Genomic DNA, 26034 nt, shown 5'->3' with positions numbered 1-26034 from the left:
GCAGCCATTCCACGGGAATAGAGCCCCGCGGCCCGTCGCACAGGTTGACGTCTGCCCCGCCAGCCCGTTGGATGCGCGCGCAAACAGGGGCCTCTCATGACTTTTTCCAGCATCTTTGCGCAGTTCGTTGCGCTTCTCGGTGGCATCGCGCTGCAATGGCGAAAGCTGTCGGGCACAGTGCCTGCGCCGGCCTGGGGCCAGTCGCCCGCCATTCCCGAAGCAAAGCCGCAAGGCGCCATCCCGACACTGAAGATGCCGACGGCGCGGGGCTGGAGCGAGGGACAGAAGCCGACGGTCGCACCCGGGCTCAAGGTCAATGCGTTCGCGACCGGTCTCGACCATCCGCGCTGGATCGAGGTGCTGCCCAATGGCGACGTGCTGATCGCGGAGGCGACGCAGATCGCGGGGGCGCCGCGGTCGGTGTTTCATTACGCGATGCAGGCGACGATGCGGCGCGCCGCCGCGCTCGGCGTCAGCGCCAACCGCATCACGCTGCTGCGCGACAAGGACGGCGACGGCGTCGCGGAGTATCGCGGCGCGTTCATGGAAAATCTCAGCCAGCCGTTCGGCATGGCGCTGGTCGGCGACACCTTCTATGTCGGCAACACCGACGGCGTAATGGCCTTCCCGTACGTGGCGAATGCCGATCGCATCACCGTGCCTGGCAAGCGCCTCACCACTTTCAAGCCGAGCGGCCACTGGACCCGCAGCCTGCTCGCAAGCCCGGACGGCAAGAAGCTCTATGCCGGCGTCGGCTCGCTCAGCAACATCGCCGAGATGGGCATGGAAGTCGAGGAAGGCCGCGCCGCCGTCTACGAGCTCGATCTCGTCGCCGGCACGCACCGCATCTTCGGCGCCGGCCTGCGCAACCCGGTTGGTCTCGCCTGGGAGCCGACGACCGGTGTGCTCTGGACCGTCGTCAACGAGCGCGACGGCCTCGGCGACGAAACGCCGCCGGACTATCTGACCTCGGTGCGCGATGGCGGCTTCTACGGCTGGCCTTATTGCTACTGGGGCAAGACGGTGGACGATCGCGTGCCGCAGGATTCGGCGATGGTCGCCAAGGCGCTCACGCCGGACTACGCGCTCGGCGGCCATACCGCCTCGCTCGGCCTGTGCTGGATGCCCGCGGGCACGCTGCCGGGCTTCCCGGACGGCATGGCGATTGGCCAGCACGGCTCGTGGAATCGCAGTACGCTGTCCGGCTACAAGCTGGTGTTCATCCCGTTCGAGAACGGAAAGCCTTCGGGTCCCGCACGCGACATCCTGTCCGGCTTCCTCGCGCCCGACGAGAAAGAATCCTACGGCCGCCCGGTCGGCGTCGTGATCGGTCCAGACAAGAAGTCGCTGCTGATGGCCGACGACGTCGGCAACGTGATCTGGCGTGTGACGGGGGCGTACCCCTGACGAAGGCGCGTTCCCTCCCCCCTTGTGGGGGAGGGGCTAGGGAGAGGGGTAGCCCAGCAAGAGGTGCCGATTGTTGACGATGCACCGAGGGTCGGTGCGCGATGGAGAGAATCCCCGCGTGGCACCCCCCCTCCCTGCCCCTCCCCCACAAGGGGGGAGGGAACGGAGAGAGCGATGCTGTTGGTCGAACTTGACTCGACCTCAACTCGTCACGCTTTGAAACTCACGTCCCAACACTGAGCGTGGCGCGCTGCTTGCGGAGCAGCGCGATCACCGACAGGGCCGTGATCAATCCGGTCTTGGGATTTTCGGACGGGATATTCTCGATAGACATCGAGAAACGCGCCGAATCCGCCTCGACCTCGATGCGATGAACATTGCGCGTGACGGTCGGGTCGGCCCAGATTTGCACCTGGGTGCGATCCGGCCCGACGCCCGCGAGCGACAGCGCGACCGCAACGTTGAGATTGGCCGGAAAGCCTTTCGCAGCCTCCCGCGCGGTGCCCTCGAACAGCTTGAGCGGCTCGCGCAGATTGTCGATATCGATGTTGTTCTGGACGATGAACGGCGCGCCCTTCAATCCGTCAATCGGCTTGCGCGTGACCATCTTCACCGAATGAATGGTGCCGATCGCAGCCGCGTTGACGGCGTCGAGCCCAATCAGCGCGCCGGTCGGCACGAGGATGCGGCCGCCATTGGCGCGGGCGAGATCGACAAGATCGAAATTGTCGAGCAGCCCGCCGACGCTGACAACGACCGCGGCCTTGCCGCGTTTCACTGCGGGCTCGACGATCGCACGCAGTTGGCTGCTCGGCGCGCATTCGACGACGATGTCGGCGACGTCGCCGAGCTGGTCGAGCGGCAGTACGGATGGCGGACGACGCAGGCTGCCGAGCAATTTCTGATGCTTTGCGGGGTCGCGCACCGCCACGGCCGAGAGCGTCAATCCCTCGATGCCCTCATCGAGCGCGGTCGCTATCTTGGTGCCGATCGAGCCGAGCCCCGCGATGGCGACCCGCAGTTCGTTCGAAGCTTGCCGTTCAGTCATCGCATTACCCCTCTCACCCAGCCGATGTCATAGCGCCTCAGGCGTCGCGCGCATAGCTGCGCAGGCGCGTCTCGAGCACGGACAGCATCGCGTCGCGGGCCGGGTCGCGCGAGCCGCGCAGCCATGCGGCCGCGAGCGGCAGCCGGCCGACGGGTCCGATCTGCTTTGGCCGCAGCGGCACGAAGCGCACGCCTGATACCGCCATCCGCGTGGACCAGCGCGGCACGATCGCGACCCCGAGCCTGGTTGCGACGAGATTGATGATGGTCTGCTTCTCGTCGGCGACCTGCACGATGCGTGGCGTGAGGCCTGCCTGCTCGAACAGTCTTATCGTGAGGTCGTGGCTGTGCGGCCGCGAGCGGCGGTCCGGCACCAGCATCGCTTCGCCGGCGATCTCCGCCAGCGTGATCGACTTGCGTTTGGCCAGCGCGTGGCGCTGCGGGAAGGCCACGATGGCTGTCTCCTGCAGCAGATCGCGGAATTCGAGCCGCTTGTCCCGCTGAGCCGGCGGACGCACGAAGGCGAGATCGAGCGCGCCGGTCAGGATCTTCGGCAGCAGCCGGACGGTCTTCTCCTCCAGAAGCTGCACCGCGATATCAGGGTGCTTTGCGCGGAAGTCGCGGAGCAATGCCGGTAACAGCCCCGCCGCGGCACTGTCGATGGCGCCGACCCGGAGTTTTCGAGCAGCCCCTGCACGCGAGCGATTGCGCAGATTGGTCTCGATCGCCTCGACGCGGGCGAGAATGGCACGGGCATCGCGCAGCAGCGTCGCGCCATCTTCCGTCAGCGACACCGCCCGCGTCGTCCGCGCGAACAGCCGCGTGTCCAGATCTTGCTCCAGCAGCTTGATCTGGCGGCCGAGCGCGGAGGGCATCATCTGGAGATGCTGCGCCGCGCGGCCGAAATGCAACTGCTCGGCCGCCGCCACGAAGCATCGCAACTGATGCAATTCCATTCGCTGTCCTCTGATCCTGTGACGGGATTATATCATTTTTTTGTATAAACCAGTGCCGATTGAGTCCCCCAGCCGCTCCCGCCTAGCTTGGCCTTCGAAGTGGACCTTCAGGGTCCGCCGTCACAACGAATACCGGGAATTAGGGAGGCTGGGATGGCGAGCGAGATTCAGACGCGCGTGCTGCGCAAGATCTCATGGCGCATCGTTCCCTTCATTATGCTGCTCTACTTCGTGGCCTTCATCGACCGCGTCAATATCGGCTTCGCCTCGCTGACGATGAACAAGGACATCGGCCTGTCGCCGACCGTCTACGGCTTTGGCGCCGGCATCTTCTTCTGGGGCTACTTCCTGTTTGAGGTGCCCTCCAACATCATTCTGCACAAGGTCGGCGCGCGGATCTGGATTGCGCGGGTGATGATCACCTGGGGCATCGTGTCGGCCGCGATGGCCTTCGTGCAGGGCCCGAACAGCTTCTACGTGCTGCGCTTCCTGCTCGGCGTCGCCGAGGCCGGGTTCTTTCCCGGCATTATCCTCTATCTCTCCTATTGGTTCCCGGCACGCCAGCGTGCCGCGGTGACTGCGCTGTTCATGGCGGCGGCGCCGCTCTCGACCGTGCTGGGATCGCCAGTCTCGGGCGCGCTTTTGGAGATGGACGGAATGCTCGGCTTCAAGGGCTGGCAATGGCTGTTCGTGCTGGAGGCGCTGCCGGCGGTGCTGCTGGGATTCATGGTGCTGGCATTCCTCACGGACCGGCCGGAGAAAGCAAAATGGCTCGCGGATGACGAGCGGCGCTGGCTGGTCGAGACCATGAACGTGGAGACCACCAGCAAGGCTGCGACCTCGAAGCACAGCATCTGGCGCGGGCTCGCCGATCCGCGGGTGCTGGCGTTGGCGCTGATCTATTTCGGCACCTCGGCCGGCCTCTACACGCTCGGCGTCTGGGCGCCGCAGATCATCAAGCAGTTCGGCTTGTCCTCGCTCCAGGTCGGATTCCTCAACGCGCTGCCGGCGAGCGCCGCCGTCGTCGCCATGGTGCTGTGGGCGCGCCATTCGGATCGCACCGGCGAGCGCACCTGGCACGTCGTTCTGGCCTGCCTGCTCGCGGCGGCGGGGCTCGCCTTTGCCGGACTTGCGACCGGCGTCGTGACCGTGCTGATCGCGCTGGCGCTCGTCAACATCGGCATCTCCTCGGCGAAGCCACCGCTGTGGAGCATGCCGACGCTGTTCCTCTCCGGCCCTGCTGCGGCGGCGGGAATCGCCACGATCAACTCGATCGGCAATCTCGGCGGCTTTGTCGGTCCCGCCATGATCGGCTGGATCAAGGACCAGACCGGCAGTTTCGTCGGCGGACTCTACTTCGTTGCCGGCCTGCTGGTTCTCTCCGCGGTCCTGACCCTGCTATTGTCACGCGTGAAGACCGCGCCCGTCGAACCCGTCACACAATCCCATTGATATCTGAAACGGAGCACTCCCATGCGTACCCATTCGATTGCAGCGATCCCCGCCGACGGCATCGGCCCCGAGGTCATCTCCGCGGGCGTTCGCGTGCTGGAGGCGCTGGCCAAACGCAGCGGCGACCTCGCCTTCAACATCAAGACCTTCGACTGGGGTTCGGACTATTACAAGAAGCACGGCGTCATGATGCCGGCCCACGGCCTCGCGGAGCTCAAGAAGTTCGACGCGATCTATTTCGGCGCGGTCGGTGCGCCCGACGTGCCCGACCACATCACGCTGTGGGGCCTGCGCCTGCCGATCTGCCAGGGCTTTGACCAATATGCCAATGTGCGGCCGACCAAGATCTTGCCGGGCGTCGCCTCGCCGCTGCGCAATGTCGGCGTCGGCGACCTCGACTGGGTGATCGTGCGCGAGAATTCGGAGGGCGAATATGCCGGCATGGGCGGCCGCGCCCACAGGGGTCTCCCGGAAGAGGTCGGCACAGAGGTCGCGGTGTTCACCCGCGTCGGCGTGACGCGGATCATGCGCTATGCGTTCGAGCTCGCGCGGTCGCGTCCGCGCAAGTTCCTGACCGTGGTGACCAAGTCGAACGCGCAGCGCCATGGCATGGTGATGTGGGACGAGATTGCCGCCGAGGTCGCGGTCGAATTCCCTGATGTGACCTGGGACAAGATGCTGGTCGACGCCATGACGGTGCGCATGACGCTGCATCCGAAGAGCCTCGACACCATCGTCGCGACCAATTTGCACGCCGACATCCTCTCCGACCTCGCCGGCGCGTTGGCGGGAAGCCTCGGCGTGGCGCCGACCGGCAATATCGATCCGCAGCGCCGCTTCCCCTCGATGTTCGAGCCGATCCACGGGTCGGCCTTCGACATCACCGGCAAGGGCATTGCCAACCCGGTCGCGACGTTCTGGACCGGCGCGCAGATGCTCGAGCATCTGGGCGAGAAGGATGCCGCGGTGCGGTTGATGGCGGCGGTGGAGAAAGTATGTGCAGCCGGCGTGCTGACACCCGACGTCGGCGGCACGGCGACGACGAAGGACGTGACGGATGCCGTGATCGAGGCAATCCACGGATCGAACGTCTAGTCCGAGCTGCGTCTCCTCCCTCCCCCATTCTTGCGGGGAGAGGGTTGGAGCCGGAGGCGCCAGGGATTCCAAAAAATTTTGGAGCCCCTCTTGAAACCAGAACGGGCTTTTTTTATTTTTCCGCTGCCGCCGAGAGGTGGTGTTCCCGACGCCTGGTGGGTCGGGAAGCTGAGACGGGCACCGGTCGTGTCCGGTGTCGTTCGTATCCATTTTGCTCCTTGGAGGATCTGGCTATGCGCACTTACGACTTCTCTCCCTTGTGGCGTTCGACCGTTGGCTTCGACCGCCTTTTCGACCTCGTTGAAACGGCACAGCGTGCCGGCGAGGACAACTATCCCCCCTACAACATCGAACGTCTCGGCGAGGATCGCTACCAGATTTCGCTTGCGATTGCGGGCTTCTCGCCCAACGAGGTCGCGGTGACGGCCGAGCAGAACGCGGTGACCGTCGAGGGAAACAAGCCGGACAGAACCGAACGCGAATATCTCTACCGGGGCATTTCCGCACGGCCGTTCAAGCGGCAGTTTAACCTGGCCGATTATGTTCAGGTGCACAGCGCCTCGTTCGAGAACGGCCTGCTCAAGATCGAACTGGTCCGGGAAATCCCTGAAGCCATGAAGCCGCGGCGAATTGCCATCAATGCCGCGCCGTCCGCCAACGTGCATCAACTCGAGGGCAAAGCCGCCTGAATTCGGTCTGTCGGAGACCTGGTGATCCCGCCCGATCGCCGGGCGGGATCGACCATGGCCTTCGACTGCGTACCCGAATGCAAGTCAGAGGTTTAGAGAAAGGAGGAGGACCTCTCATGCTCGATCATGTCGACAACATCATCGATCTGAACGCGATACTGCACCCTGGCTCTGTCTATGATCATCCCCGCGACGTCATAGCCGATCCAACTCTGTCGATCCGCGAGAAGCGCGCGATCCTCGCGTCCTGGGCTTCGGACGCAGCCAGTGTCGCCTCGAGTCCGGCACTGCGGGAGATGCCCGGCTCGGGCAAAACCGTCACCATCGACGAAATTCTGGAAGCGCTCGCGAGCCTCGACCACCATCCGAAGGGACCTCCGGGCGGCAAGCCGGTCCGCACACGATCGGTCGAGCGAACCGGCCTCGCAGCGTAGGCAACGACAGCTCGACGGGGATTACGATGATGGTTGATGAAGAGCTGGCCTTGTTGCGCGGCCACCGCAGCAACATCAGCCGCTATCAGCGGTTGCTCAAGACCGAGCTGACCGAGTTCGAACGGCGGTTCATCGAGAGACGTGTGTCCGAGGAGCGCTCGGCGATCGAGAAGCTCGCTGTGTCTGCCTTTCCGCTCACCCTTCAGGCTCCGAACGGCGCGATGGGGAACGCAACCACGCGCCTGACGGCAAGCAGCCACGGGTGATCGACATGCCCGAACACCTCCCGACCTTCGAAGTGTTCCTGAAGAAATGCGGTCGAAGGACATGGCGGTGGCGTGTCTGCACGACGGAAGGACGCCTGGTCATGCACGGCTTCGAAAATGGCCGACCCGCCGCAAAATATGCGGCTGAAAGGGCATTGTTTCTGATGCTTCTCGCCGCGCCCTATCGCCCGGCGGGCCGGGCTTCCGCCACGGCGCGCTCCTCCCTGGCGACATCAGCATCAAGATGGCTGCCGCGACACAAGATGCGTGAATGACAGGGGCCGCGTGGGATGGTGCCTGGCATCAGCCAAGCCCATCCCGGCCATCTCCGTTGCTGACGCTTACCGCCGTCCGGGCGGTGGGGTCGCCATGGCGGCTGTCGGGTCGGGCGGCGTCAGGTGGCGCGGGACGATGATGGACTGGCCGGGGGTAAGCGTCGCGTTCTCCGGCAGCGAGTTGCTCTGGGCGAGCGACCACAGCGGCACGCGATTGGCTGCCGCGATGCTCTCCATGGTGTCGCCGCGGCGCACCGGTAGCCGCACGCCACTGTCCCACAATTCGACGAGCGTATTCGCCGGCACGAGATAACGCAGGGGCACGGCATCGACCTGCGTCTGGGGCGGGATGCGCGGCAACTGCGCGACCATGTCGACGATCTGACGGTGGATGTCGTCGGACTTCTCGATGTTGATGTGGCTGACCCGCGCGTTCTCCTTCAAATCATAGCTCGCATAGTGACCGCGATAACCCGGCACAGCGACCACGTTGCCGCCGCCAAGAACGCTGTCGGAGAGGTAGATGTTGATGAAGCGCTCGACATTGAGCGGCACGTCGCCGGTCGCATGCGCGGGATCGATGGTGATGACGAGGCTGATCGGGATGTTCTCCTTGGCCGCCATCTCCGAGATGACGATCGAGCAAAGCCCGCCCATCGAATGCCCGATCAGCACGATCGGCGCCGGCGTTTCCTTGTAGCTGGAGATGGCACGATCGCCGATCCATCGGCAGATGGTGAATTCATAGACGTTGGCCGAAAAGCCGGCCTGCGTCAGCTTCTCTTCGAGCCGGTCCATGCCGGTGGAGAAGAACGGCCCCATGGCGCCACGGAACAAGTAAATCTTCGGCGGCGGCAATGGCTCGAACGGTGGGGGCGGCGGCGCGGCGGGTGCGGCCGCGGCGGGCTTCGTCTTGGCAGGTGAGGCAACGGCCGTCCCGGTGCTGAAAGCAAGCAGCGCAACGGCTGCCAGCGCGAGAAGTCGCCTCAAATCGATCATCAGTCCAGCAGTCCCACTCCGGGAGGCTGCAGCCTCCCCCAAACGCGCTTAGTGACGGCCGATTGGGTGGAATTTGGGGCACGGAACCAGGGCTCGATCGCCGCTGATTTGAGCATCTCGACGCCCAATCACTGCATGCTTTTGAGCCTGCTGCGGTGGGCGGCCTGTTTCGCGCGGTTGCCGCAGACCGCCATGATGCACCATCGCCGGGCGCGCCTGCGCGTGTGGTCGGCGAACAGCATGGTGCAGTTGTGGCCCTCGCACGCCTTGACGTTCGAAAAATCCTCGTCGCAGACGAACTTCGCCATGGCTTCGCCAACCGGCAGCAATAGCGCTTCCGGCGATCGCCAGCGCCGCTTCATTCGCAATGCGAGAGCGCCGCCATCGTCATGTCCGGGCTCGATCTGACTGAAGGATTCATCGCGCTCCAGCAGGCTGTTCAAGGGACCGAGCTCGCGCAATGCATCTGGCGTGAGCGGCCGGCCCGCATGCTTGCGCACGAACCCCCTGAACCATTCGCGCAAGGCGCGCGCTTGATCCGCGACCTTGTCCAGCTCGTCCGGCGTGGCGCGGGCCGTCAGCGCGTGCAGATCATCCGGCGGCACCAGCTTCGCCTGCGCCAGCCAGTCGATCAGGCCATGACCATCGTCGATCCAGTCCACCGGCGTATCGACCGGTGTCGCCACCGAGTTGAGAAAGTCGAGGCCGAGCGAGTCGGCGATGAACATGGCGGGCGGGCGGTCCATGAGCGGTCCTTGGCCGGTCGGGAGAACATGGACGAAGATAACCAGTTAAAGCGTCATTGACAAGTTACGTAAGCGCGAAGTAACCTCTCAAATAGCTTTTGTACGGTTATATCCAAGGGAGAATGCCATGGCCGCAATTACGTACCGCAGCGCGGATGTCGACGGATTCAAGGTGGCCTATCGCGAGGCCGGCATTGTCGGCGCGCCAAAACTCTTGCTGCTGCACGGCTTCCCGAGCGCAGGCCACATGTTTCGTGACCTCATCCCATTGCTGGCGGGCAGGTTTCATATCGTGGCGCCGGACCTTCCCGGTTTCGGCCAATCCGACATGCCTTCGCGCGAAAGCTTCCGTTTCACGTTCGATAGCATCGCGCGCGTGATCGAACGCTTCACCGAACTGATCGGCTTCGACCGGTTCGCGGTCTACGTTTTCGATTACGGCGCGCCGACTGGTTTCCGGCTTGCGCTCAGTCACCCCGAGCGGATCACGGCGATCATATCGCAGAACGGCAACGCCTATGAGGATGGCCTCAGCGACAACTGGACTCCGCTCAAGACCTATTGGCAGGATCCCTCGCCGGCCAATCGCAACGCGCTCCGCGCGCTCCTCACGCCGGAAGCGACGCGCTGGCAGTACACGCATGGCGTTCCCGATCCGATGACCGTGTCACCGGACGGCCAGAACCTCGACAATTTCTACCTTGCGCGCCCGGGGTCGGACGACGTGCAGCTCGACCTGTTCGGCGACTACAAGAGCAACGTCGCGCTCTACCCCGCCTTCCAGGACTATTTCCGCAAGCACAAGCCGCCGTTCCTCGCGGTCTGGGGCAAGAACGATCCGTTCTTCATTCCGCCCGGCGCCGAAGCGTTCAAGCGCGACAATCCGAACGCCGTGGTGCAGTTCTTTGACACCGGTCATTTCGCGCTGGAGACGCACGCGAAGGAGATCGCGGACAGCATTCGTATCTTCCTGACGTAACGGGGGCTGTCCGCCGCGACGTTTACGCCGCCAAGCTCTGCTGATCGCGGAATGCGCTGATCGCCATGTGGACGAGATGCAGCTTGCCTTTGACCGCCGGCGATATGTCGAAGGGATATGCGTCGCTCATCCCGAGCGAGCGGTTGAGTTCGTTGATGCTGCGGGCAAGCGGCATCCACAGTGCCAGGAGTGCCTCGAAGTCGCTCTCGAGATAGGGATCCGTCAGGGTCTGGCGGGCGCGCTCGTCCAGCGCCAACGGCAAACCTGCCAGCGAGTCGAGCGTCGACACGATATGCAGGAAATGCGCGAACGTTTCCGCCCAGTCCTCCCAGGGGTGGGACGTGGCGTACTCGCTGATGAAGCCGCTTCGGTCGTATGAACGATCGGCGCGGCTGTAATAGGAGTTGATCGCGGCCTGATAGTCCTGCGCCTGGTCACCGAAGATCAGCTTGAACGGGGCCTGGAATGTCGTGCCGTCGACGAGCAGGTCCCAATAGAAGTGACCGATCTCGTGCCGGAAATGCCCGAGCAGCGTGCGGTACGGCTCCCGGAATGCAACGCGGCGAGATTCTCGCTCGACATCGTCGGCCTCGGCAAGGTTGAGCGTGATGAGGCCCGAGAGATGCCCCGTCAGGATCGGACTGACCTCGTCCGAGAGAATGTCGAAAGCCAATGCTTCGCCGGTGCGCGATGCGAGCGGAAGCCTGAGGCGGCCGAGATCATAGAGGAGACGGCGCTTGGCTTCCTCCATGCGGCGCCAGAGCATGACGTTTCTGGTGCTGCCGAGGTCTGGAATCGTACGCGTGAGGCGGCACGAGCCGCAATACCAGTCCGCGCCCTCGACAGACCAATTGCAGCCGATGATCTCGCGATTGCGGCAAGCTTGATGGGATGCAAGTTTTGTCATCTCGATGCGCGAGGAATCGAACGCCAGCTCGGTGCTGCAATTCGTGCACGCGACGTGCTCGAACGAGACAGGATGGCGGCATGACGGGCACTGAAAAAACTTCACGTGGACTAGCCCCAGACAGACGGCACGCCGGAAAACCGGCCTGTCAATTAGAGGAACTCTTATAGCTTGCGACCGTCGCTGTTGCCGGCGAGCAGCGCACGCTGCGTTCGGAGCGCGTGCTGCCTCAACAGGCCGGCTCGCTTCGCGCTCAATTGGCTCGATTGAGGCTGCGGCCTTTTCTCAAGGACATTTTCGGAAACAGGTCGACCGGCCCACGCTCGCTCGGGCTGAACCGCCATGGGGCCGACGTTTCGTTTCCTTGTCATGGTGTGACAACACCAGATCGTGTGCCGAGTTCCCTTCCTTCGACCGGCAGGTGATCGAGTTTGGCTCTGCAGATACGACAATGCCGCCGTCGGCATGACGGCGGCATTGTCAATTCAACGGCTTGCGGCGAAGGGGTTAATTCCGGGGAGCCGTTGCCGCCGCCGAGCGGGCGGACCTGGGCGCGCCGGGTTCGGCAACGGGAGCAGGTGCGCGCGAGCGCATGATTGCGGCGTCGATCTCGGCAATCACGCGGCGCTGGATCGCCTCGTTCTTGTCGATCGAGATGTGGCCGACGCCGGACCCGCGGACGTCGACATTGTCGAGCTTGCCGCGAAAACCGTCCGCGCGCTTCACCGGCTCGCCGGGGCCGTCGCCGATATAGATGTTGATGTAGCGCTCCGCGCCGGTCGACAGCTTGGTCTTGAACACGGAGTCGAGCCCGATCGCGAGTTTCACGGGCACGCCGAGACGGTTGAGCTTGGCGATCATGTCCGGCAGCGCGGTCGCGCCGGAGGAGTGCCCGACCAGCACGATGGTCTTGAGCCGGCCGGCCTTGTAGGCGGTTGCGGCCTCATCGGCGAGCGAGGACCAGGACACGAAATTCGCGACGGTCACCGGGATGCCCTGCGCCTGGAGCCGGGCGCCGATCGTGTCGAGCCCGAGCGAGAAGATGTTGAGCACGCCGCGGAGCAGATAGACATGCGTGGTCGCGACCGCAGCCTGGCTCGGCGCCGCCTTGGCGGTGGTCGGGCTGATGGCAACAGCTGACAGCAGGAGCAGGCCCATCGCCCACGCACGGAGGGCGGACAACTGGCTGGCGCCAGCGGTGTGACGGCCGTTCGGTGTCATCGATCTTTTCCCTGGGAATATGCTTCGGCCGGAATCGTAGCCATGGCCTGCTCGCAGACGCAACAAAGAGCCGCGTGAACGACGATCTTAGCAGCAAGCCGTGACCATCGCGCAACACTTGCCCGAAACCTGCCACGGAAGGGCCTGTTTTGAGGCCATTCTTCTCCAGCTAATTGCAGCCGCGCGAGGCCCTTCCTATCTCAGGGCTCCGCTGACCCGCCCCTCACGGCTGGTTCCAGCCCCCCTCCCAGCCTTATCCCCTCAGACTTGCGGCCATCATGTCCTCCATCATTTCCGTCGCCAGTTTGTCGAAGACCTATGGGTCCGGCTTCAAGGCGCTCAAGAACGTCAATCTCGACATCAAGCGCGGCGAAATCTTCGCGTTGCTCGGCCCCAACGGGGCCGGCAAGACCACGCTGATCTCGATCATCTGCGGCATCGCCAATCCGAGCGAAGGCAAGGTCCTCGTCGGCGGCGAGAACATCCAGACCTCCTATCGCAAGGCGCGCTCGCTGATCGGGCTGGTGCCGCAGGAATTGCACACGGACGCTTTCGAGAGCGTGTGGGCGACGGTGAGCTTCTCCCGCGGGCTGTTCGGCAAGCCGAAGAACCCCGATCATATCGAGAAGGTGCTGAAGGACCTCTCGCTGTGGGACAAGAAGGACAGTAAGATCATCACGCTCTCCGGCGGCATGAAGCGCCGCGTGATGATCGCCAAAGCGCTGTCGCACGAGCCGCAGATCCTGTTCCTGGACGAGCCGACCGCCGGCGTCGACGTCGAGCTGCGCAAGGGCATGTGGGAGGTGGTGCGCACGCTCCAGCAATCCGGCGTCACCATCATCCTGACCACGCATTACATCGAGGAAGCCGAGGAGATGGCCGACCGCATCGGCGTCATCAACAAGGGCGAGATCGTGCTGGTGGAGGACAAGGCCACTTTGATGCAGAAGCTCGGCAAGAAGCGGCTGACGCTGCATCTGCAGGCCAAGCTCGATGCGCTGCCGGAGAGCCTCAGGCATTACGAGCTCGACCTCTGCGACGGCGGCGCGACCCTGGTCTACGACTACGACACCAAGGGCGAGCGCACCGGCATCACCAGTCTGCTCGGCGACCTCCGCACCGCCGGCATCCGCTTCAACGATCTCGACACGACGCAATCGTCGCTCGAGGACATCTTCGTCGATCTCGTGAGGGCGTCATGAACTACCGGGCTGTCCGCGCCATCTATCTGTTCGAAATGGCGCGCACCTGGCGCACGCTGCTGCAAAGCATCGTCTCGCCGGTGGTCTCGACCTCGCTGTATTTCGTGGTGTTCGGCGCCGCGATCGGCTCGCGCATTAGCCAGGTCGAGGGCGTCAGCTACGGCACCTTCATCGTGCCGGGCCTGATCATGCTCTCGGTACTGACGCAGAGCATCGCCAACGCCTCGTTCGGCATCTACTTCCCGAAATTCACCGGCACGATCTACGAGATCCTGTCGGCGCCGATCTCCTATTTCGAGATCGTGCTCGGCTATGTCGGCGCGGCCGCGACCAAATCGATCATCCTCGGCCTGATCATCCTCGCCACCGCCGGACTGTTCGTGCCGCTGCACATCCATCATCCGGTCTGGATGCTGGCCTTCCTGGTGTTGACGGCGGTAACGTTCAGCCTGTTCGGCTTCATCATCGGCATCTGGGCCGACGGGTTCGAAAAGCTGCAGATGATCCCGATGCTGGTGGTGACGCCGCTGACCTTCCTCGGCGGCAGCTTCTATTCCATCGACATGCTGCCGCCCGCCTGGCGCACGGTGGCGCTGCTCAATCCGGTCGTCTATCTGATCTCCGGCTTCCGCTGGAGCTTCTACGAGATCGCGGACGTCAGCGTGGCCGTCAGCATCGGCATGACGACGGCATTCCTGGTGATCTGTCTGGTCGTGATCTGGTGGATTTTCCGCACGGGGTATCGGTTGAAGAACTGATCCTTGCCGTCATTCCGGGGGCACGCGCGCGCCCCGGAATCGCCAGGGGTTACCGATAGCAGTGGAAGCGGTTGTATCCGTCGTAATAGCCGCGGCAGCGACGGTGGCCGCGATGGGGAATGCCGAACACCCCCTCGACCGCGCCCACGGCACCGCCGACACCCGCGCCGACCGCGCCACCCACCACGCCGCCGACGGGGCCGGCGATCCGGTTGCCTTCATAAGAACCTTCCTGTGCGCCCCGAACGATGCCCTGGGCATGGCCAGGCTGGGGGAAGCAGGACAGCGCGGCCAGAACGGCGGCGCCGGCGAAGAGCAGACGGAAAGGCAGACCAGCCGGCCGTGAAGCGGCGGCGACGCAAACTTTGTTCATCTTCATTCCCAAAGGTAAAACCGGCCGCGGAAGCCGCCGGTCGAGGCAGGTTACTTCTAATGCCGATGCAGCCAAATGGTTGCACCATTGTGATGAATTGTCGGCGTTGTGAACGCATCTCCGCTCGCGAAAATGTCAGCGCCGCCGCTGGCTTTGCGGCGCTAAGCGGCCTTGCTTACGCCGGGCGTCCCGTTAACGATGGCAATAAGGTTAGCTTTGCAGCCCGCTGGAACGAAAGCCGGATTGCAGGCATAGTGCACGCCGGGGGACGGAGAGCCGCGGCGCCTAGTGTGAACAGGCCGGAGGCCAGAAGTCAGATGCGTTCGTTTTTTATTGCTTTCACCTCCCTGATGCTTTTGAGCGCGGGCACCGCGCAGGCCAAGGTCGAGATCACCGTCGACAAGGACAATCAGCAGATGACCGTCGCCGTCGACGGCGTCGCGCGCTACCACTGGCCGGTGTCGACAGGCATCCCGTCGCGGGAGACGCCGAACGGCGCGTTCCGCACCTTCCGCATGGAAGAGGATCACTATTCCAAGGAATTCGACGACGCGCCGATGCCGCACGCGATCTTCTTCACCAAGGTCGGGCACGCCATCCACGGCACCGACTCGGTCGGTCGGCTCGGCACGCCCGCCTCGCATGGCTGCGTGCGGCTGTCGCGCCAGAATGCCACGACGCTCTACGCGCTGGTGCAGCAGCAGGGCGTGCTCAACACCACGGTGACGCTGACCGGCTCGGCGCAGGTGGCGCTGGCGCGCAATCCGCGTGGCCGCAACCCGACGGCAGTGGCCCGCGCGCCGCTGCCCGCCGAAGAGCAATACGCCACATCAAGCGATCCCGTGAACCTGACGCCTCCGGCCGCACCTGCCCGCCGCTACATGCCGCAGGACGACAACTACATCTATCCGGCCGACGGCAGCGACACCGGCGCGCGCTACCCCGCGCCGCGCGGCAGCCGCCCGCTCTATGACGCACAGGTCTATCAGCAGCAGCCGCAGCAATATTACAACCAGGGCAACGGCACCTATTATCAGCCGCAGCCCCGGCAGGTTTACCAACCGCGTGGCTATTACTACCAGAACTGACGCTATCTGGACGCGGCGTTGCCGGGCTCGACGATTTTTCGCGCAGCCTGGACGAAGGCACGGGCGACCGGCTCGAGAATCTCGGGTCCGGTCGCGGCGAGATCGTCGGACGGTGTGTGGAAAGTCCGATGGCGGCCGGCCATGCCGAGGAAATTGGCGTAGCCCGCCGCATGCACGTCGCGCAGTTCGCCGACCGCCTGCTTCTCCGTCACCAACCGTTTTGCGTCGACCTTGGCGAAGGCCTCATCCGTCAGCGCGACGGCGGATTTGCTCAGCACGAGATATCGCTCTTCCTCAGGCCGATCGGTGCGGGCGCCCTCAGCGAAGGCGTAGCAGGCGTTCGAGGAACCGAAATGAATCCACGCCAGCGTTTCCTTCGGCGCCGGCGCCCCGTTCTTCAGAAACAGCTCCATGCCGCCATGGCCGATCTCATGGCCTGCGGTCGCAATGAAGACGAAATGCGCCGGCCATTTTTCGGCGGCGATCGTGCGCGCCAGCGCAAGGAAGTTGGCAATGCCGGGCCCACGTTCGCACACGCAAGTGTACCAGCCGGTCATCGGCGTCGAGACGACGATGGTCGGCCCCGCGCCGACCTCGGCGATGACGTTGCGGCTGGCGACATCGCGCTCGTAATGGCCCTTGACGTCCAGTGTCACTGGCGCGCCCGACGCAAGCGCCCGCTCGAATGTACCGCGCGTCTTGGCGCCGACCACGATCACCGGCACCGGCCAGGGCGCATCTTCCTGCGTGACGTTGTAGGCGAAACGGTCATCCGCGGGATTGCCGATCGTCAGCAGGATGGCCGCCGGCCTCCTCGCCACGGCCTCCGCGATCGCCGCGCGATGGGCAGGGCCGAGATAGGCGCCGCGATCGAACGGCAGATCGAGCAGAAGGATTTTTCCGGCGACATCACCGTCTCGCGCCAGCGGCGTGGCGAGATGAAAGCTCGCTTTGTCCACCGGCGGCCACCAGAACGGCGTCGCCTCGACAGACGTGCCGGCCGCTTCGGCGCTGGCCTGCTCGACGACATATTGCCGGCCAAGCACGACGGGCTGGGACCTGACCTCGAATCCGGCGGTCTTGAGCTCAGCGGCGATCCAGTCGGCGGTGGCGCGGTCGCCGGGCGAGCCGAAGCGATGCAGGCCGAACGAGGCGTAGCGCGCGACGTCGGCGTAGAGGCTCGCGCCCGAAAGCACATCCTCGGCTGCCGCCTGACCAACCATGAGAACCGCCATCGTCGCGATGAAGATAAGCCGCATGCAAATGGCTCCCGGAACCAATGCTTCTTGAGGGGCAGTTTCCGCCTTCCACGGCCGTCGTCAACCACCCTCGCCGACCAGCACGAACGGCGCCCACACCGCCGGATCGGCGTTGCGCGGCGACGACCGGTCGGCAATCAGCGCCTTCATCGACCGGCGCAACGCCTCGGCGCGGCCGATGCCGGGATGCGCGGTGAGCTCCGAGAATGCTCCCGTTGTCAGGCGCACCGCCGCATCGGAATCCACCGGCCAGTGCGAGACCAGCAGCGCGCGTGCGCCGGCATAGAAGAATGCGCGCGCAAGGCCTGAGAGACCCTCCGCGCCCGGCCTGTCGCCGGCGGCGGTGTTGCAGGCCGACAGCACCGCCCAGTCAGCGTCGAGCTTGAGCTTGGCGATGCGGCTCGCGGTGAGCAAACCGTCGTCGTCGCTGGTGGGCTTTTCGGGAAGCGTCAGAACCAGCGCCGGCTCGCTGAGGCCGTTGACCTCGCCGGCGACAAGGCCGTGGGTGGCAAAATCGACGACGCGATATTGATCGAGCGGCAAGGTGTTCACGTTGGTCACGGTTGCCGCCGGGCCGAGCTTGACGTCCTCCTGCGGCGAAGCGCCGAGCGCGCGCGCCACGGCCCGGAGCTCGCCCGCCGTCTCCGGCAATGCCGGCAGGCCGGTGCGCAGCCGATCGAGATCGACGGCCGTGCCGTCATAATAGCTCTGATACGGCTGCACGTTGCGCCCAGCACGCTTGTCACCCGGCGAACGCTGCAACACGGGATCACCGAACCCGATGAACGGCTTTTGCGCCCGCGAGTCCTTGGCAAAGCTCCGCAGCGCGCGCAGGCTCGGCACCGACGGCAGCACCGTGATGGCGCGCTCGTCGAGCAGCCACGCCGCCTGCCGGTAACGATCGGCGGACATAGTGTCCGGCTTCTTCGTCACCAGCACGTGAAACGGCAGGCTGGTGAGCGCGCCGACCGGGACGATCAGCAGTTTCGGCTTGCCGGCGATATCGACCGACATCGGGCCGAACAGCGCGGTGTAGAGCTCGAAGGATGCATCGAGGTCGAACGACGCCTTTGCCGCCTCCGGATCGGTGAGCCCCTGCCGCAGATGCGCGACACGGTCGCCTATCTCGCGGTTGCCGAGTGCGATCTGGCGCAACGCGCTCGTCTCGCGCGTCACGGCCAAGGCGTAGGTCTTGTCACTGAGCGCGATGAATGTCAGCAGCGCCTCGTCCGGCTTCAACAGGCTCTGCGCCTGCGCGATCGGAAGCGGCTGCGGGCTCGCCAGATCGGCGTAAGCCGGAAAACTGCGATCGAGCTGGGCCGTGACATCGTCAAGCGATTTTTGCATCTGAGCCGTTTGCGTGCGCAGGCTCGCGATCAGTGCGTCGTTGCGCTTGCCATCCGCCTGTCCGAGTTCGGACGTCACACGCTTGTCGAGTGCCGCCAGGCTCGCCTTCAGGTCCTGCTGCCGTCGCACCAATCCTGCGATCGCGTCATTGCCGGCGCCGAACCGCGCCGCCATCTGCGCCAGTGCGGCGCCCGCGCTGGTCTCATGCGCGCGTTGCACGGCGCCAAAAGCCTCGTCCTTTGCCGCGTCGTCGGGCTTGCCGTCTGTAACGCGCCAGATCGCCTCGATCAGCCAGGGATCGAGCTCAGTGAAACGGGTAAATTGCGTATTCCGCTGCGCGTTGAGCGCGGCGGCTGCCAACCGCAGCCGCGCCAGGGCGTCCGGCCATTTGCCTTCGCGGCGATCGACGTCGGCGAGGTTGATCAGGGTTACGATGGTGCCCTGATGGCGCGGCCCGAGCCTGTCCCGCGCAATCGCGAGCGCGCGGTCGAGCCGGCTGCGCGCGTCGATCAAATTGCCGGTCTTGAGATCCAGTAGCGCGACGGCGCGCAGATCCTTGACGAGCTGGGGATGTTTGCCACCGGGCACGCGCTCGTCGATCTCGAGGCAGCGCAGCAGATATGGCCGTGCCTCGTCGATCTGGCCGGCGTCCATTAGCGCCTGCCCGAGCGATCCGGCGGCAAGCGCGGTCGGGCCGCTGCCTTCGCCGAACTTGCGCTCGATCACGGCCAGAGAGCGGCGGTAGAGACCAAGCGCCTGATCGTTGCGGCCGAGGCTGGCATAGCTGTTGGCGAGATTGTTCAGGGCCCGACCGACATCGGGGCTGTCGGGGCCAAAGGCCCTCTCGTAGATCGCGAGCACACGCTCCCGAAGGCCTGCGGCCGCCTCGTTCCTGCCCTGAGCCGAATAGGCATTGGCGAGATTGTTCAGCCCGACCGCGGTGGTCGGATGGTTCGGGCCGTAGATCCGCTCATAGGCCTGAAGCGTTTGCTGGTAGAGCTTTTCCGCCTCGGCGTAGCGCGCTTCGTGCTCGAGCACGGTGGCGAGATTGCCGGTGACGGCCGCGACGTTCGGATGCGCATCACCGTTGCGCGCCCGGTTGATCGCGAGCGAGCGCCGCATCACCGCCTCGGCTTCCGTCAGGCGGCCTGCGTCCGAATAAAGGTTGCCGAGATCGTTGAGCATCTTGTCGTAGTTCGGCGCGGCCTCGGCGCCTCTGCCAAGGCTGCGGTCCAGCAGATCGAGCCCCTGCTTCAGCAGCCGCTCGCCGTCGTCGAAGCGACCGAGCAGGCCATAGATGTCACCGAGATGGTCCATTGCCGAGGCGACGTCGGAGGGCGGCGCATTGGCGGCTTGCAGTGCGGTGAGCGCCCGCTCGAAATAGCCGGTCGCTTCCTTGAAATTCTCCTTGTCACGCGCGAGGCCACCGAGCGCGGCCAGCGTGTCCGCGAGGCGCACGTCATTGGCGCCGAAAGCACCGGTGCCCAGCGCGAGCGCGCGTTCGGCCACATTGGTCGCCTCGGCGCGGCGGTCGAGCATGCCGAGCGATCCGACCAGGATGTGCGAGGTGCGTAGCGTCGAGGCGACGTCGTTGTTGCGCAGCTTGATGGCGAGCGCCGCATTCAGCCTGTCGATGGCCTCAGGGTAGCGGCCGAGGTTGTGCAGGAACATGCCCTCGTTGTGCAGCACGCCGGCATAGTTCATGCTGCCGGCACCCTGCCCGCGGCGCACCAGGTTTTCGAGCTTCTGGGCGGCCGCGAGCCCGTCGGCCCAGCGCGCGGTCTGCGTCGCCGCGTTCATCTGCGCGAGCAGCGAATCGAAATCATCGCCGCGCTGTGCAGAAGCCAGTCCCGGAGCCAAAAGAACCACAAGAAAAAATGGGACGAACAAGCGGGCACGGCTCATGCGAAAATCCCGTCACGCGCGTCGTACTTGCAATTTTGGAAGCATACGGGTCGCGGCGGCCGCTGTCGACCGCGGGAAATCGCGCCACTATGGGCATGGATTGAGCAACCGGGCGACGCAGGAAAGCAACAGTCCACAACCTTCAACGCGGCGGGGTTTCGACCAAATTGACAACCTTGGCGTCGCCCGTATTGTCGTTCCCATTGTTTCTGGGACATGACATGACACGCGAGCAGATTTCGGATTTCTGCGTTACCGCCCTGGCAAATATCCTGCGAATTTCGAAGGACCGCGTCGACATCGGCACGAAATTCAGCCGTCTCGGGCTCGATTCGGCGATGCTGGTCTACCTCATGATGGAACTCGAAGAGAAGCTCGACCTCGAACTATCGACCGACGACTTTTACGACCATCCGACCGTTGAGGCGCTGTCGCGATTTCTCACCGACAAGCGCGCAATCCGCCCCGCCGCCTGAGGGCGGCTGAAGCCGGCGTTGCCAATGGAAACCTTCCGCTCGCTCGTGGCACTGCTGGCCCGGCGTGCGGCGGAGCAGGCCGACGACCGCGCCTATGTCTTCGTCTCCGATCGCGGAACGGAGGAAGCTGTCCTCACCTTCCGCCAGTTGCATGACTTCGCATCCACGCTCGCGGCGCGCCTGAACGCCGCGGCGCGGCCCGGCGACCGCGCCATCCTGGTGTTTCCGCCCGGCATCGAGTTCATGGTGGCGTTCTTCGGCTGCCTGATGGCCGGCATCATCGCCGTGCCGATGATGATGCCGCGGAGAAACAGCGCGCGCGATGCCAGCGGCGCGATCCTCGCCAATTGCACGCCGACGGTGGCGCTGACCAATTCGGCCGCCTCGCTCCGTGGTGATCTGAGGGCACGCTTCGCGCACGAGCACATTCGCTGGATCGAGGCCGATCTCGCGGCGGCCGACGGTGAGACGATCGAACTGCCCGAGCCGGCGCCGGACGACATCGCCTTCCTGCAATACACCTCCGGCTCGACGTCCGCGCCCAAAGGCGTGATGGTGAGCCACGCCAATCTGCTCGCCAATCTCGAGATGATCCGGCTCGCGCTCGGCAACACCCGGCAATCGACTTACGTCAATTGGGTGCCGCTCTATCACGACATGGGGCTGATCCTGAACGCACTGCAGGCGCTCTATGTTGGGGCGACCTGCGTGCTGATGGCACCGAATGCGTTCATGCAGCGGCCGCTCGGCTGGCTGCGCGCGATCTCGCATTTTCGCGCGGAAGTGGCTTGCAGCCCGAATTTCGGCTTCGACCTCTGCGTCAGCCGCTATCGCGCCGACCAGATGGAGGGCGTCGACCTGTCCTCGCTCAGGATCGCGCTGAACGGCGCAGAGCCGGTGCATGCGGAAACCATCGAACGGTTCGTCCAGACATTTGCGCCGCACGGCTTCGATCCGCGCGCGATGTATCCCGCCTACGGAATGGCGGAAGCGACGCTCCTGATTTCCGGCGGACGCCGTGGCGAGGATCATGTCACGCGCAGCGTGAGCCGCACGGCGCTTCAGGCGCATGCGGCGCAGCCGCCCTCCAGCGCCGAAGATACCCAGATCGCCGTCGGCTGCGGCCGCGCGCTGACCGCCGAACGGATCGCCATCGTTGACGCGGACGACCAGACGCGCCTGCCGGCCGACCGGGTCGGTGAAATATGGGTGAACGGCCCCAATGTCGCACGCGCCTATTGGCGCAACGACGAGGCGACGCGCGAGGGGCTCAATGCGCAGATTGCCGGCGAAGACGGGGCGTGGCTGCGCACCGGCGACCTGGGCTTCCTCGACGCCACCGGCGAATTGTTCGTCACCGGACGGATCAAGGACCTCATCATTATCCGTGGCATCAACCATTATCCGCAGGATTTGGAGCGCACGGTGCAATCCCTCGACCAAGCTTTGCGCGAAAACTGCGGCGCGGCGTTCTCGGTGCCCGACGAGAGCGGCGAGGAGGCACTCGTCATCGTCCAGGAAATCGAGCGCACCGCGCGCCACTCAATCGACACCGAAGCCATCAAGGGCCGGATTCGCGAGGCCGTCGCCGACAACCACGAGCTCTCCGCGCGTCACATCGCGCTGATCCGGCCCGGCACTCTGCCGAAGACCACCAGCGGCAAGATCCAGCGCAAGCTCGCACGCAAGCTCTGGCTCGATGGCGGATTCGAGCAGCTCGGCTGAGACGATTCAGAAATCGATCTTCGCGCTCTCTCCATCGCGCAGGCTCGCAGCGATCCCCTGCTCGATCTTGCGCGCGAGGATTGGGCGATAGTGGATGAAGTCGGCAAAATTGGCGCGGTCGCGCGTGAGATCATTGTCAACGCGATAGCTGATGAAATTGCTGCGCGGTCGGCCCGCGACCACTTTTTTGAGCGCGGCGTCGCAGGCGCTGCGCTCCAGGGCGGTTTCCGTGGCGGGCTTCGGCACGGTGGTTGCGAAGGTCGGCGGCACGATGATGACGACGGGCACATCGGCCGGCAATGTCCTGACGGTAGCTGCCAGCGCAGCGATCTCGGGAAATGCCGCCCGCATCTCGGCTGAAAGTGACGGCGCCGGATCCCTGGGCCAGCCGACTTCCTTGAATTGACCCGGCGGCCAGATGTCCTCATAGCTGACAAAGCCGTCCGGGTTCATCCGTGGTCGCCGGCCAAGCCCGATACTGATCCGCTGAAAAGCGTGCTCGACCGCCTGCCAGGAGATCAGCCGTGCTGCGTAGGTGACGACGCTTCTGTCATAGAGCCAGTCGGGAAACGGGACGCCGCCCTCCTCCTTGGCCCGTGCATGCACGCACCAGCCGGGGTCGGTTACGATCACCAGTGCGCCGACCTCCCGGTGATTCCGCAGGAAGAAGTCCAGCACTGCGAGCTCCTGGCGGGGAAACGCACCGGTCATGTAGAGCTGTACGAACCGCAGGCCGGTTACGCGCGACAATTCCGTCGGCTCGATCATCTGCGCCGTCGAGTTGCCCAGGATCGCAGCATTGAAATCCGGATTCCGCGCGCGGCTCGCAGCCGTGATCTGGGTGAGGCGATTATCGACGCCGTCGATACCGAGCAGGCCGAGCTTGCCGCTGTCATAGGGATCGACCGCCACCATCAGTGCGAGCACCAGCAGCGCAGCCCCGATCAGCGTGCCCAGACAAGCGATCAAGCTCCGGCCCCAGCCGGGGTCGGTCTCAGAACTTGAAGTAGACGAAGTCATGGAGATCCCGACCACCCATGTGAAGCAGCAGTGCGAACAGCCCGAGACCGAGCAGGCCCGCGAGCCACGGATTGGGACGGCGCGTGAGCACCGCCACGATGTCCTGGCTCGCCGGCAGCAGGAAGGCGAACAGCGGCGCTACAATCAGCGGCCACAAATGCTTTCCGCGCTCGAGCGGCAGCGGCGAAACCAGTCCGCAGAAGACGTGCCAGGCCGCCTCCACCGATCCCGCACGAAAGATCACGCCGGTCGCGAGTACGAACAACACGGTGAGCGCCCAGCCGAGCCATGACGGGAACTCCGGGCCATAGCGACGCCACAGCGTGCAGGCGACCAGCGCAAGCCCGTGCAGCAGGCCCCACAGCACGAAGGTCCAGCTCGCGCCGTGCCACAGGCCACACAGCGCCATCGTGATCATCATCGCGCCGAAGAACTGCACGGGCAGCCAGCGCCGCGGCAACAGGCGCAGATTGACCAGCGGATAGAACACGTAATCGCGGAGGAACAGCATCAGGGTGATGTGCCAGCGCTGCCAGAAATCCTGGATGTTGGTCGAGCGCAGCGGCGCATTGAAATTGTACGGCAGCTGCACGCCGAACAGCAGGCCGAGGCCGATCGCGATGTCGGAATAGCCGGAGAAATCGAACAGGATCTGGAAGGAGAAGCAGAAGGCGAGCCAGGCGTCACCGCTCGCGAGCGGCCCGTTCGCTGCCTGCACGTAGATGGGATCGAGCAGATGCGCGAGGCCGTCGGCGATCACGATTTTTTCAAACAGGCCGATCGCGATGAAACAGGTCGCGACGCAAAACTGGCGCTGCCAGCCCGGAACGTAGACCTGCCTGCCGAACTGATGCATCACCTCCGACCAGCGCGCCAGCGGGCCGGCAATCGCCTGCGGAAAGAAGGCGATGTAGAGCGCGTAGCGGTCGAGCGCATAGAGCGGCGCCCTGCCGCGCTTCAGGTCGACCAGATACATGATGTGGTGGAAGGTGAAGAAGGAGATACCGAGCGGCAGCCCGACCTCGAGCACCGGCAACCTCGTACCCAGCACGAGACCGAGATTGGCGAGAAGGAAGTTGGCGTATTTGAACAGCGCCAGCAGCGCGAGATCAAGCATGATCACCAGCGTCAGCACCGCCGGCCATTTCACGCGCCCATAAGCGACCGAAGCGAGCCAGTTGATCGCGATGGAGCCGATCAGGAGCAGGATGAAGGACGGGCTGCCCCAGGCATAGAAGGTGAGCGACAGCGCAACCTGCACACCGATGCGCAACTGCGGATAGGGATCGGCCAGGCGATAGATCAGCAGCGCCGCGGGCAGGAAGACCAGGAGAAAGGGATAGTCGTTGAACAGCATCGGTTCACAGCCGCGCCATCGCCGGCGTGAGCCGGCGGATGATGCTCAGCCCGTTTCGAGGTCGGGCGCAGCGTCGCCCGGCTGCCGCAGCATGCGTCGCGCAATCTTTTCCTCGCTCGGCACCTTGACGTCCCAGGCCAATCCGAGCGCTTCCAGGGCGCGGATGAAGACAAAGCCGGGATCGAACTCGAACCAGCGCAGGCCGAAGGCCGCGGAATAGGGAAAGGCGTGGTGGTTGTTGTGCCAGCCCTCGCCCCAGGCAAGCCAGGCCATCACGCCGAGATTGCGGCTGTTGTCGTCGCGGGTGACGAAGGGCTGCGCGCCGAAGCTGTGCATCACGGAATTGATGGCCGACATGGTCTGCTCGACCACGAACATGCGCACCACGCCGCCCCAGAGCAAGCCGGTCAGTGCGCCCCAAAGACTCATGGTGGCGAGGCCGCCGATCGCGGCCGGCAGCACCAGGCCAAGACCGACCCAAGTGTAGTAGTAGCTGTTGACGGCAACCAGCCTGCGATCCGCCATCAGGTCCGGGACATAATGCGCAACGTTGGGATAATCGTGTTCGATCATCCAGGTCAAATGCGCGTGCAGGAAGCCGCGCAGGCGGCCGAACGCGCCCTCCCCGTGCAGCCGCGGCGAATGCAGATCGCCGTCGTGATCGGACAATTCGTGGTGCCGGCGGTGCATTGCCGCCCAGGACAGCATGGGACCGCGGCCAGCCATCGATCCCATCACGACCAGGATCGCACTCATCGCCGTGGAGGTCGCGAAGGCGCGGTGGGTGAAGAGCCGGTGATAGCCGACGGTGAGGCCGAGGCCGGTGACCAGCCAAAAGCCGACAAACAGGCCAAGCTCCATCGCGCCGATCGGGCGGTAGAGCAGAAGCGCCAGCGCCAGCAGCGTGCCGAGGAAGGGCAAAACGTCGAAGATGATGAAATGCCGGCGCTGCATCCGGCGAAAATGCCGGCTACGGATAATTCGATGATCGCGTTGCTGCTGCACGGGCGGGATTCCAGGGCGCCGACTATGAGTACATACCCCCGCGGCG

The 26034-nt window shown here is 64.7% G+C and carries 25 protein-coding genes; 13 read left to right on the top strand and 12 right to left on the bottom strand.

Going from position 1 to position 26034, the window contains the following annotated elements; genetic code table 11:
• Window positions 1-96: 96 nt before the first annotated feature.
• Window positions 97-1407, top strand: a complete 1311-nt coding sequence (locus tag AC0L3S_RS10930) for a PQQ-dependent sugar dehydrogenase (protein WP_473279049.1) — start codon at window positions 97-99, stop codon at window positions 1405-1407.
• Between the two features lie 223 nt (window positions 1408-1630).
• Here the strand turns inward: AC0L3S_RS10930 and AC0L3S_RS10925 are convergent, their stop codons facing one another.
• Together AC0L3S_RS10925 and AC0L3S_RS10920 are read right to left on the bottom strand one after the other, a co-directional pair.
• A complete protein-coding gene (locus AC0L3S_RS10925; protein ID WP_473262888.1) occupies window positions 1631-2455 on the bottom strand; it encodes an aspartate dehydrogenase in 825 nt (274 codons plus the stop codon).
• Window positions 2456-2492: 37 nt separating this feature from the next.
• Window positions 2493-3410: a LysR substrate-binding domain-containing protein gene (locus AC0L3S_RS10920; RefSeq protein ID WP_473279048.1), complete on the bottom strand. Its 918-nt coding sequence runs from the start codon at window positions 3408-3410 to the stop codon at window positions 2493-2495.
• A 153-nt stretch (window positions 3411-3563) separates the two neighbouring features.
• Here AC0L3S_RS10920 and AC0L3S_RS10915 point away from each other — a divergent pair, with 153 nt between their 5' ends.
• The 6 genes from AC0L3S_RS10915 to AC0L3S_RS10890 all read left to right on the top strand — a co-directional run bounded on the left by AC0L3S_RS10915 (window position 3564) and on the right by AC0L3S_RS10890 (window position 7621).
• Entirely contained in the window at window positions 3564-4862 is a 1299-nt protein-coding gene (locus tag AC0L3S_RS10915; RefSeq protein ID WP_473279047.1) for an MFS transporter, read from the top strand.
• Window positions 4863-4883: 21 nt separating this feature from the next.
• Window positions 4884-5957, top strand: a complete 1074-nt coding sequence (locus AC0L3S_RS10910) for a tartrate dehydrogenase (protein WP_473262891.1) — start codon at window positions 4884-4886, stop codon at window positions 5955-5957.
• A gap of 233 nt (window positions 5958-6190) precedes the next feature.
• Entirely contained in the window at window positions 6191-6646 is a 456-nt protein-coding gene (gene hspD, locus AC0L3S_RS10905; RefSeq protein ID WP_473279046.1) for a small heat shock protein HspD, read from the top strand.
• Window positions 6647-6762: 116 nt separating this feature from the next.
• A complete protein-coding gene (locus AC0L3S_RS10900) occupies window positions 6763-7080 on the top strand; it encodes a hypothetical protein (RefSeq protein WP_473262893.1) in 318 nt (105 codons plus the stop codon).
• A gap of 26 nt (window positions 7081-7106) precedes the next feature.
• Complete coding sequence (locus AC0L3S_RS10895; RefSeq protein WP_473262894.1) at window positions 7107-7346, top strand: hypothetical protein; 240 nt, start codon at window positions 7107-7109, stop codon at window positions 7344-7346.
• Window positions 7343-7621, top strand: coding sequence for a hypothetical protein (locus AC0L3S_RS10890; RefSeq protein WP_473262895.1), 279 nt, complete (start codon window positions 7343-7345; stop codon window positions 7619-7621). The genes AC0L3S_RS10895 and AC0L3S_RS10890 overlap by 4 nt, the downstream gene beginning before the upstream one ends.
• A gap of 66 nt (window positions 7622-7687) precedes the next feature.
• Here the strand turns inward: AC0L3S_RS10890 and AC0L3S_RS10885 are convergent, their stop codons facing one another.
• Both AC0L3S_RS10885 and AC0L3S_RS10880 read right to left on the bottom strand, forming a co-directional pair.
• Complete coding sequence (locus tag AC0L3S_RS10885; RefSeq protein ID WP_473262896.1) at window positions 7688-8620, bottom strand: LysM peptidoglycan-binding domain-containing protein; 933 nt, start codon at window positions 8618-8620, stop codon at window positions 7688-7690.
• A gap of 128 nt (window positions 8621-8748) precedes the next feature.
• Window positions 8749-9366: a CGNR zinc finger domain-containing protein gene (locus AC0L3S_RS10880; RefSeq protein WP_473279045.1), complete on the bottom strand. Its 618-nt coding sequence runs from the start codon at window positions 9364-9366 to the stop codon at window positions 8749-8751.
• A gap of 127 nt (window positions 9367-9493) precedes the next feature.
• Between AC0L3S_RS10880 and AC0L3S_RS10875 the strand changes: the two genes are divergently transcribed.
• Window positions 9494-10345 (top strand): alpha/beta fold hydrolase, encoded by an 852-nt coding sequence (locus AC0L3S_RS10875; RefSeq protein WP_473279044.1) that lies wholly within the window; start codon window positions 9494-9496, stop codon window positions 10343-10345.
• Window positions 10346-10367: 22 nt separating this feature from the next.
• Here AC0L3S_RS10875 and AC0L3S_RS10870 read toward each other — a convergent pair whose 3' ends face one another.
• Both AC0L3S_RS10870 and AC0L3S_RS10865 read right to left on the bottom strand, forming a co-directional pair.
• A complete protein-coding gene (locus AC0L3S_RS10870; protein WP_473262900.1) occupies window positions 10368-11357 on the bottom strand; it encodes a zinc-binding metallopeptidase family protein in 990 nt (329 codons plus the stop codon).
• A 402-nt stretch (window positions 11358-11759) separates the two neighbouring features.
• Entirely contained in the window at window positions 11760-12473 is a 714-nt protein-coding gene (locus tag AC0L3S_RS10865; RefSeq protein ID WP_473262901.1) for a hypothetical protein, read from the bottom strand.
• A gap of 278 nt (window positions 12474-12751) precedes the next feature.
• Between AC0L3S_RS10865 and AC0L3S_RS10860 the strand changes: the two genes are divergently transcribed.
• Window positions 12752-13675 carry an ABC transporter ATP-binding protein gene (locus AC0L3S_RS10860; RefSeq protein WP_473262902.1) on the top strand — a complete coding sequence of 308 codons (924 nt, stop codon included), beginning with the start codon at window positions 12752-12754 and terminating at the stop codon, window positions 13673-13675.
• Window positions 13672-14433 (top strand): ABC transporter permease, encoded by a 762-nt coding sequence (locus AC0L3S_RS10855; RefSeq protein WP_473262903.1) that lies wholly within the window; start codon window positions 13672-13674, stop codon window positions 14431-14433. Before AC0L3S_RS10860 ends, AC0L3S_RS10855 begins: the two co-directional genes overlap by 4 nt.
• A 49-nt stretch (window positions 14434-14482) precedes the next feature.
• Here the strand turns inward: AC0L3S_RS10855 and AC0L3S_RS10850 are convergent, their stop codons facing one another.
• Window positions 14483-14806 carry a hypothetical protein gene (locus tag AC0L3S_RS10850; protein WP_473279043.1) on the bottom strand — a complete coding sequence of 108 codons (324 nt, stop codon included), beginning with the start codon at window positions 14804-14806 and terminating at the stop codon, window positions 14483-14485.
• 317 nt (window positions 14807-15123) lie between these two features.
• Here AC0L3S_RS10850 and AC0L3S_RS10845 point away from each other — a divergent pair, with 317 nt between their 5' ends.
• A complete protein-coding gene (locus AC0L3S_RS10845) occupies window positions 15124-15894 on the top strand; it encodes a L,D-transpeptidase (protein ID WP_473279042.1) in 771 nt (256 codons plus the stop codon).
• A 2-nt stretch (window positions 15895-15896) separates the two neighbouring features.
• Here AC0L3S_RS10845 and AC0L3S_RS10840 read toward each other — a convergent pair whose 3' ends face one another.
• Window positions 15897-17153, bottom strand: a complete 1257-nt coding sequence (locus tag AC0L3S_RS10840) for a zinc-binding metallopeptidase family protein (RefSeq protein ID WP_473279041.1) — start codon at window positions 17151-17153, stop codon at window positions 15897-15899.
• A 60-nt stretch (window positions 17154-17213) separates the two neighbouring features.
• Window positions 17214-20405: a CHAT domain-containing tetratricopeptide repeat protein gene (locus AC0L3S_RS10835; protein WP_473262906.1), complete on the bottom strand. Its 3192-nt coding sequence runs from the start codon at window positions 20403-20405 to the stop codon at window positions 17214-17216.
• 221 nt (window positions 20406-20626) lie between these two features.
• Between AC0L3S_RS10835 and AC0L3S_RS10830 the strand changes: the two genes are divergently transcribed.
• On the top strand, window positions 20627-20881 hold the full coding sequence (locus AC0L3S_RS10830; protein ID WP_106945368.1) for an acyl carrier protein: 255 nt from the start codon (window positions 20627-20629) through the stop codon (window positions 20879-20881).
• A gap of 24 nt (window positions 20882-20905) precedes the next feature.
• Window positions 20906-22606 (top strand): fatty acyl-AMP ligase, encoded by a 1701-nt coding sequence (locus AC0L3S_RS10825; RefSeq protein ID WP_473279040.1) that lies wholly within the window; start codon window positions 20906-20908, stop codon window positions 22604-22606.
• A gap of 6 nt (window positions 22607-22612) precedes the next feature.
• Here the strand turns inward: AC0L3S_RS10825 and AC0L3S_RS10820 are convergent, their stop codons facing one another.
• From AC0L3S_RS10820 to AC0L3S_RS10810, 3 genes are read right to left on the bottom strand one after another with little or no spacing between them, the layout of a single operon-like run.
• The gene (locus AC0L3S_RS10820) at window positions 22613-23575 is read right to left on the bottom strand and encodes a hypothetical protein (protein WP_473279039.1); all 963 of its coding nucleotides are present in this window, start codon (window positions 23573-23575) and stop codon (window positions 22613-22615) included.
• Between the two features lie 25 nt (window positions 23576-23600).
• Window positions 23601-24983 carry an MBOAT family O-acyltransferase gene (locus AC0L3S_RS10815; protein WP_473279038.1) on the bottom strand — a complete coding sequence of 461 codons (1383 nt, stop codon included), beginning with the start codon at window positions 24981-24983 and terminating at the stop codon, window positions 23601-23603.
• Window positions 24984-25028: 45 nt separating this feature from the next.
• Entirely contained in the window at window positions 25029-25988 is a 960-nt protein-coding gene (locus tag AC0L3S_RS10810) for an acyl-CoA desaturase (RefSeq protein WP_473279037.1), read from the bottom strand.
• Window positions 25989-26034 lie beyond the last annotated feature (46 nt).

It is taken from the genome of Bradyrhizobium sp. Ken01 (genome assembly GCF_055807355.1).
The sequence above is the reverse complement of the archived record's forward strand: the minus strand, read 5'-3'. Positions and strand labels throughout refer to the sequence as shown.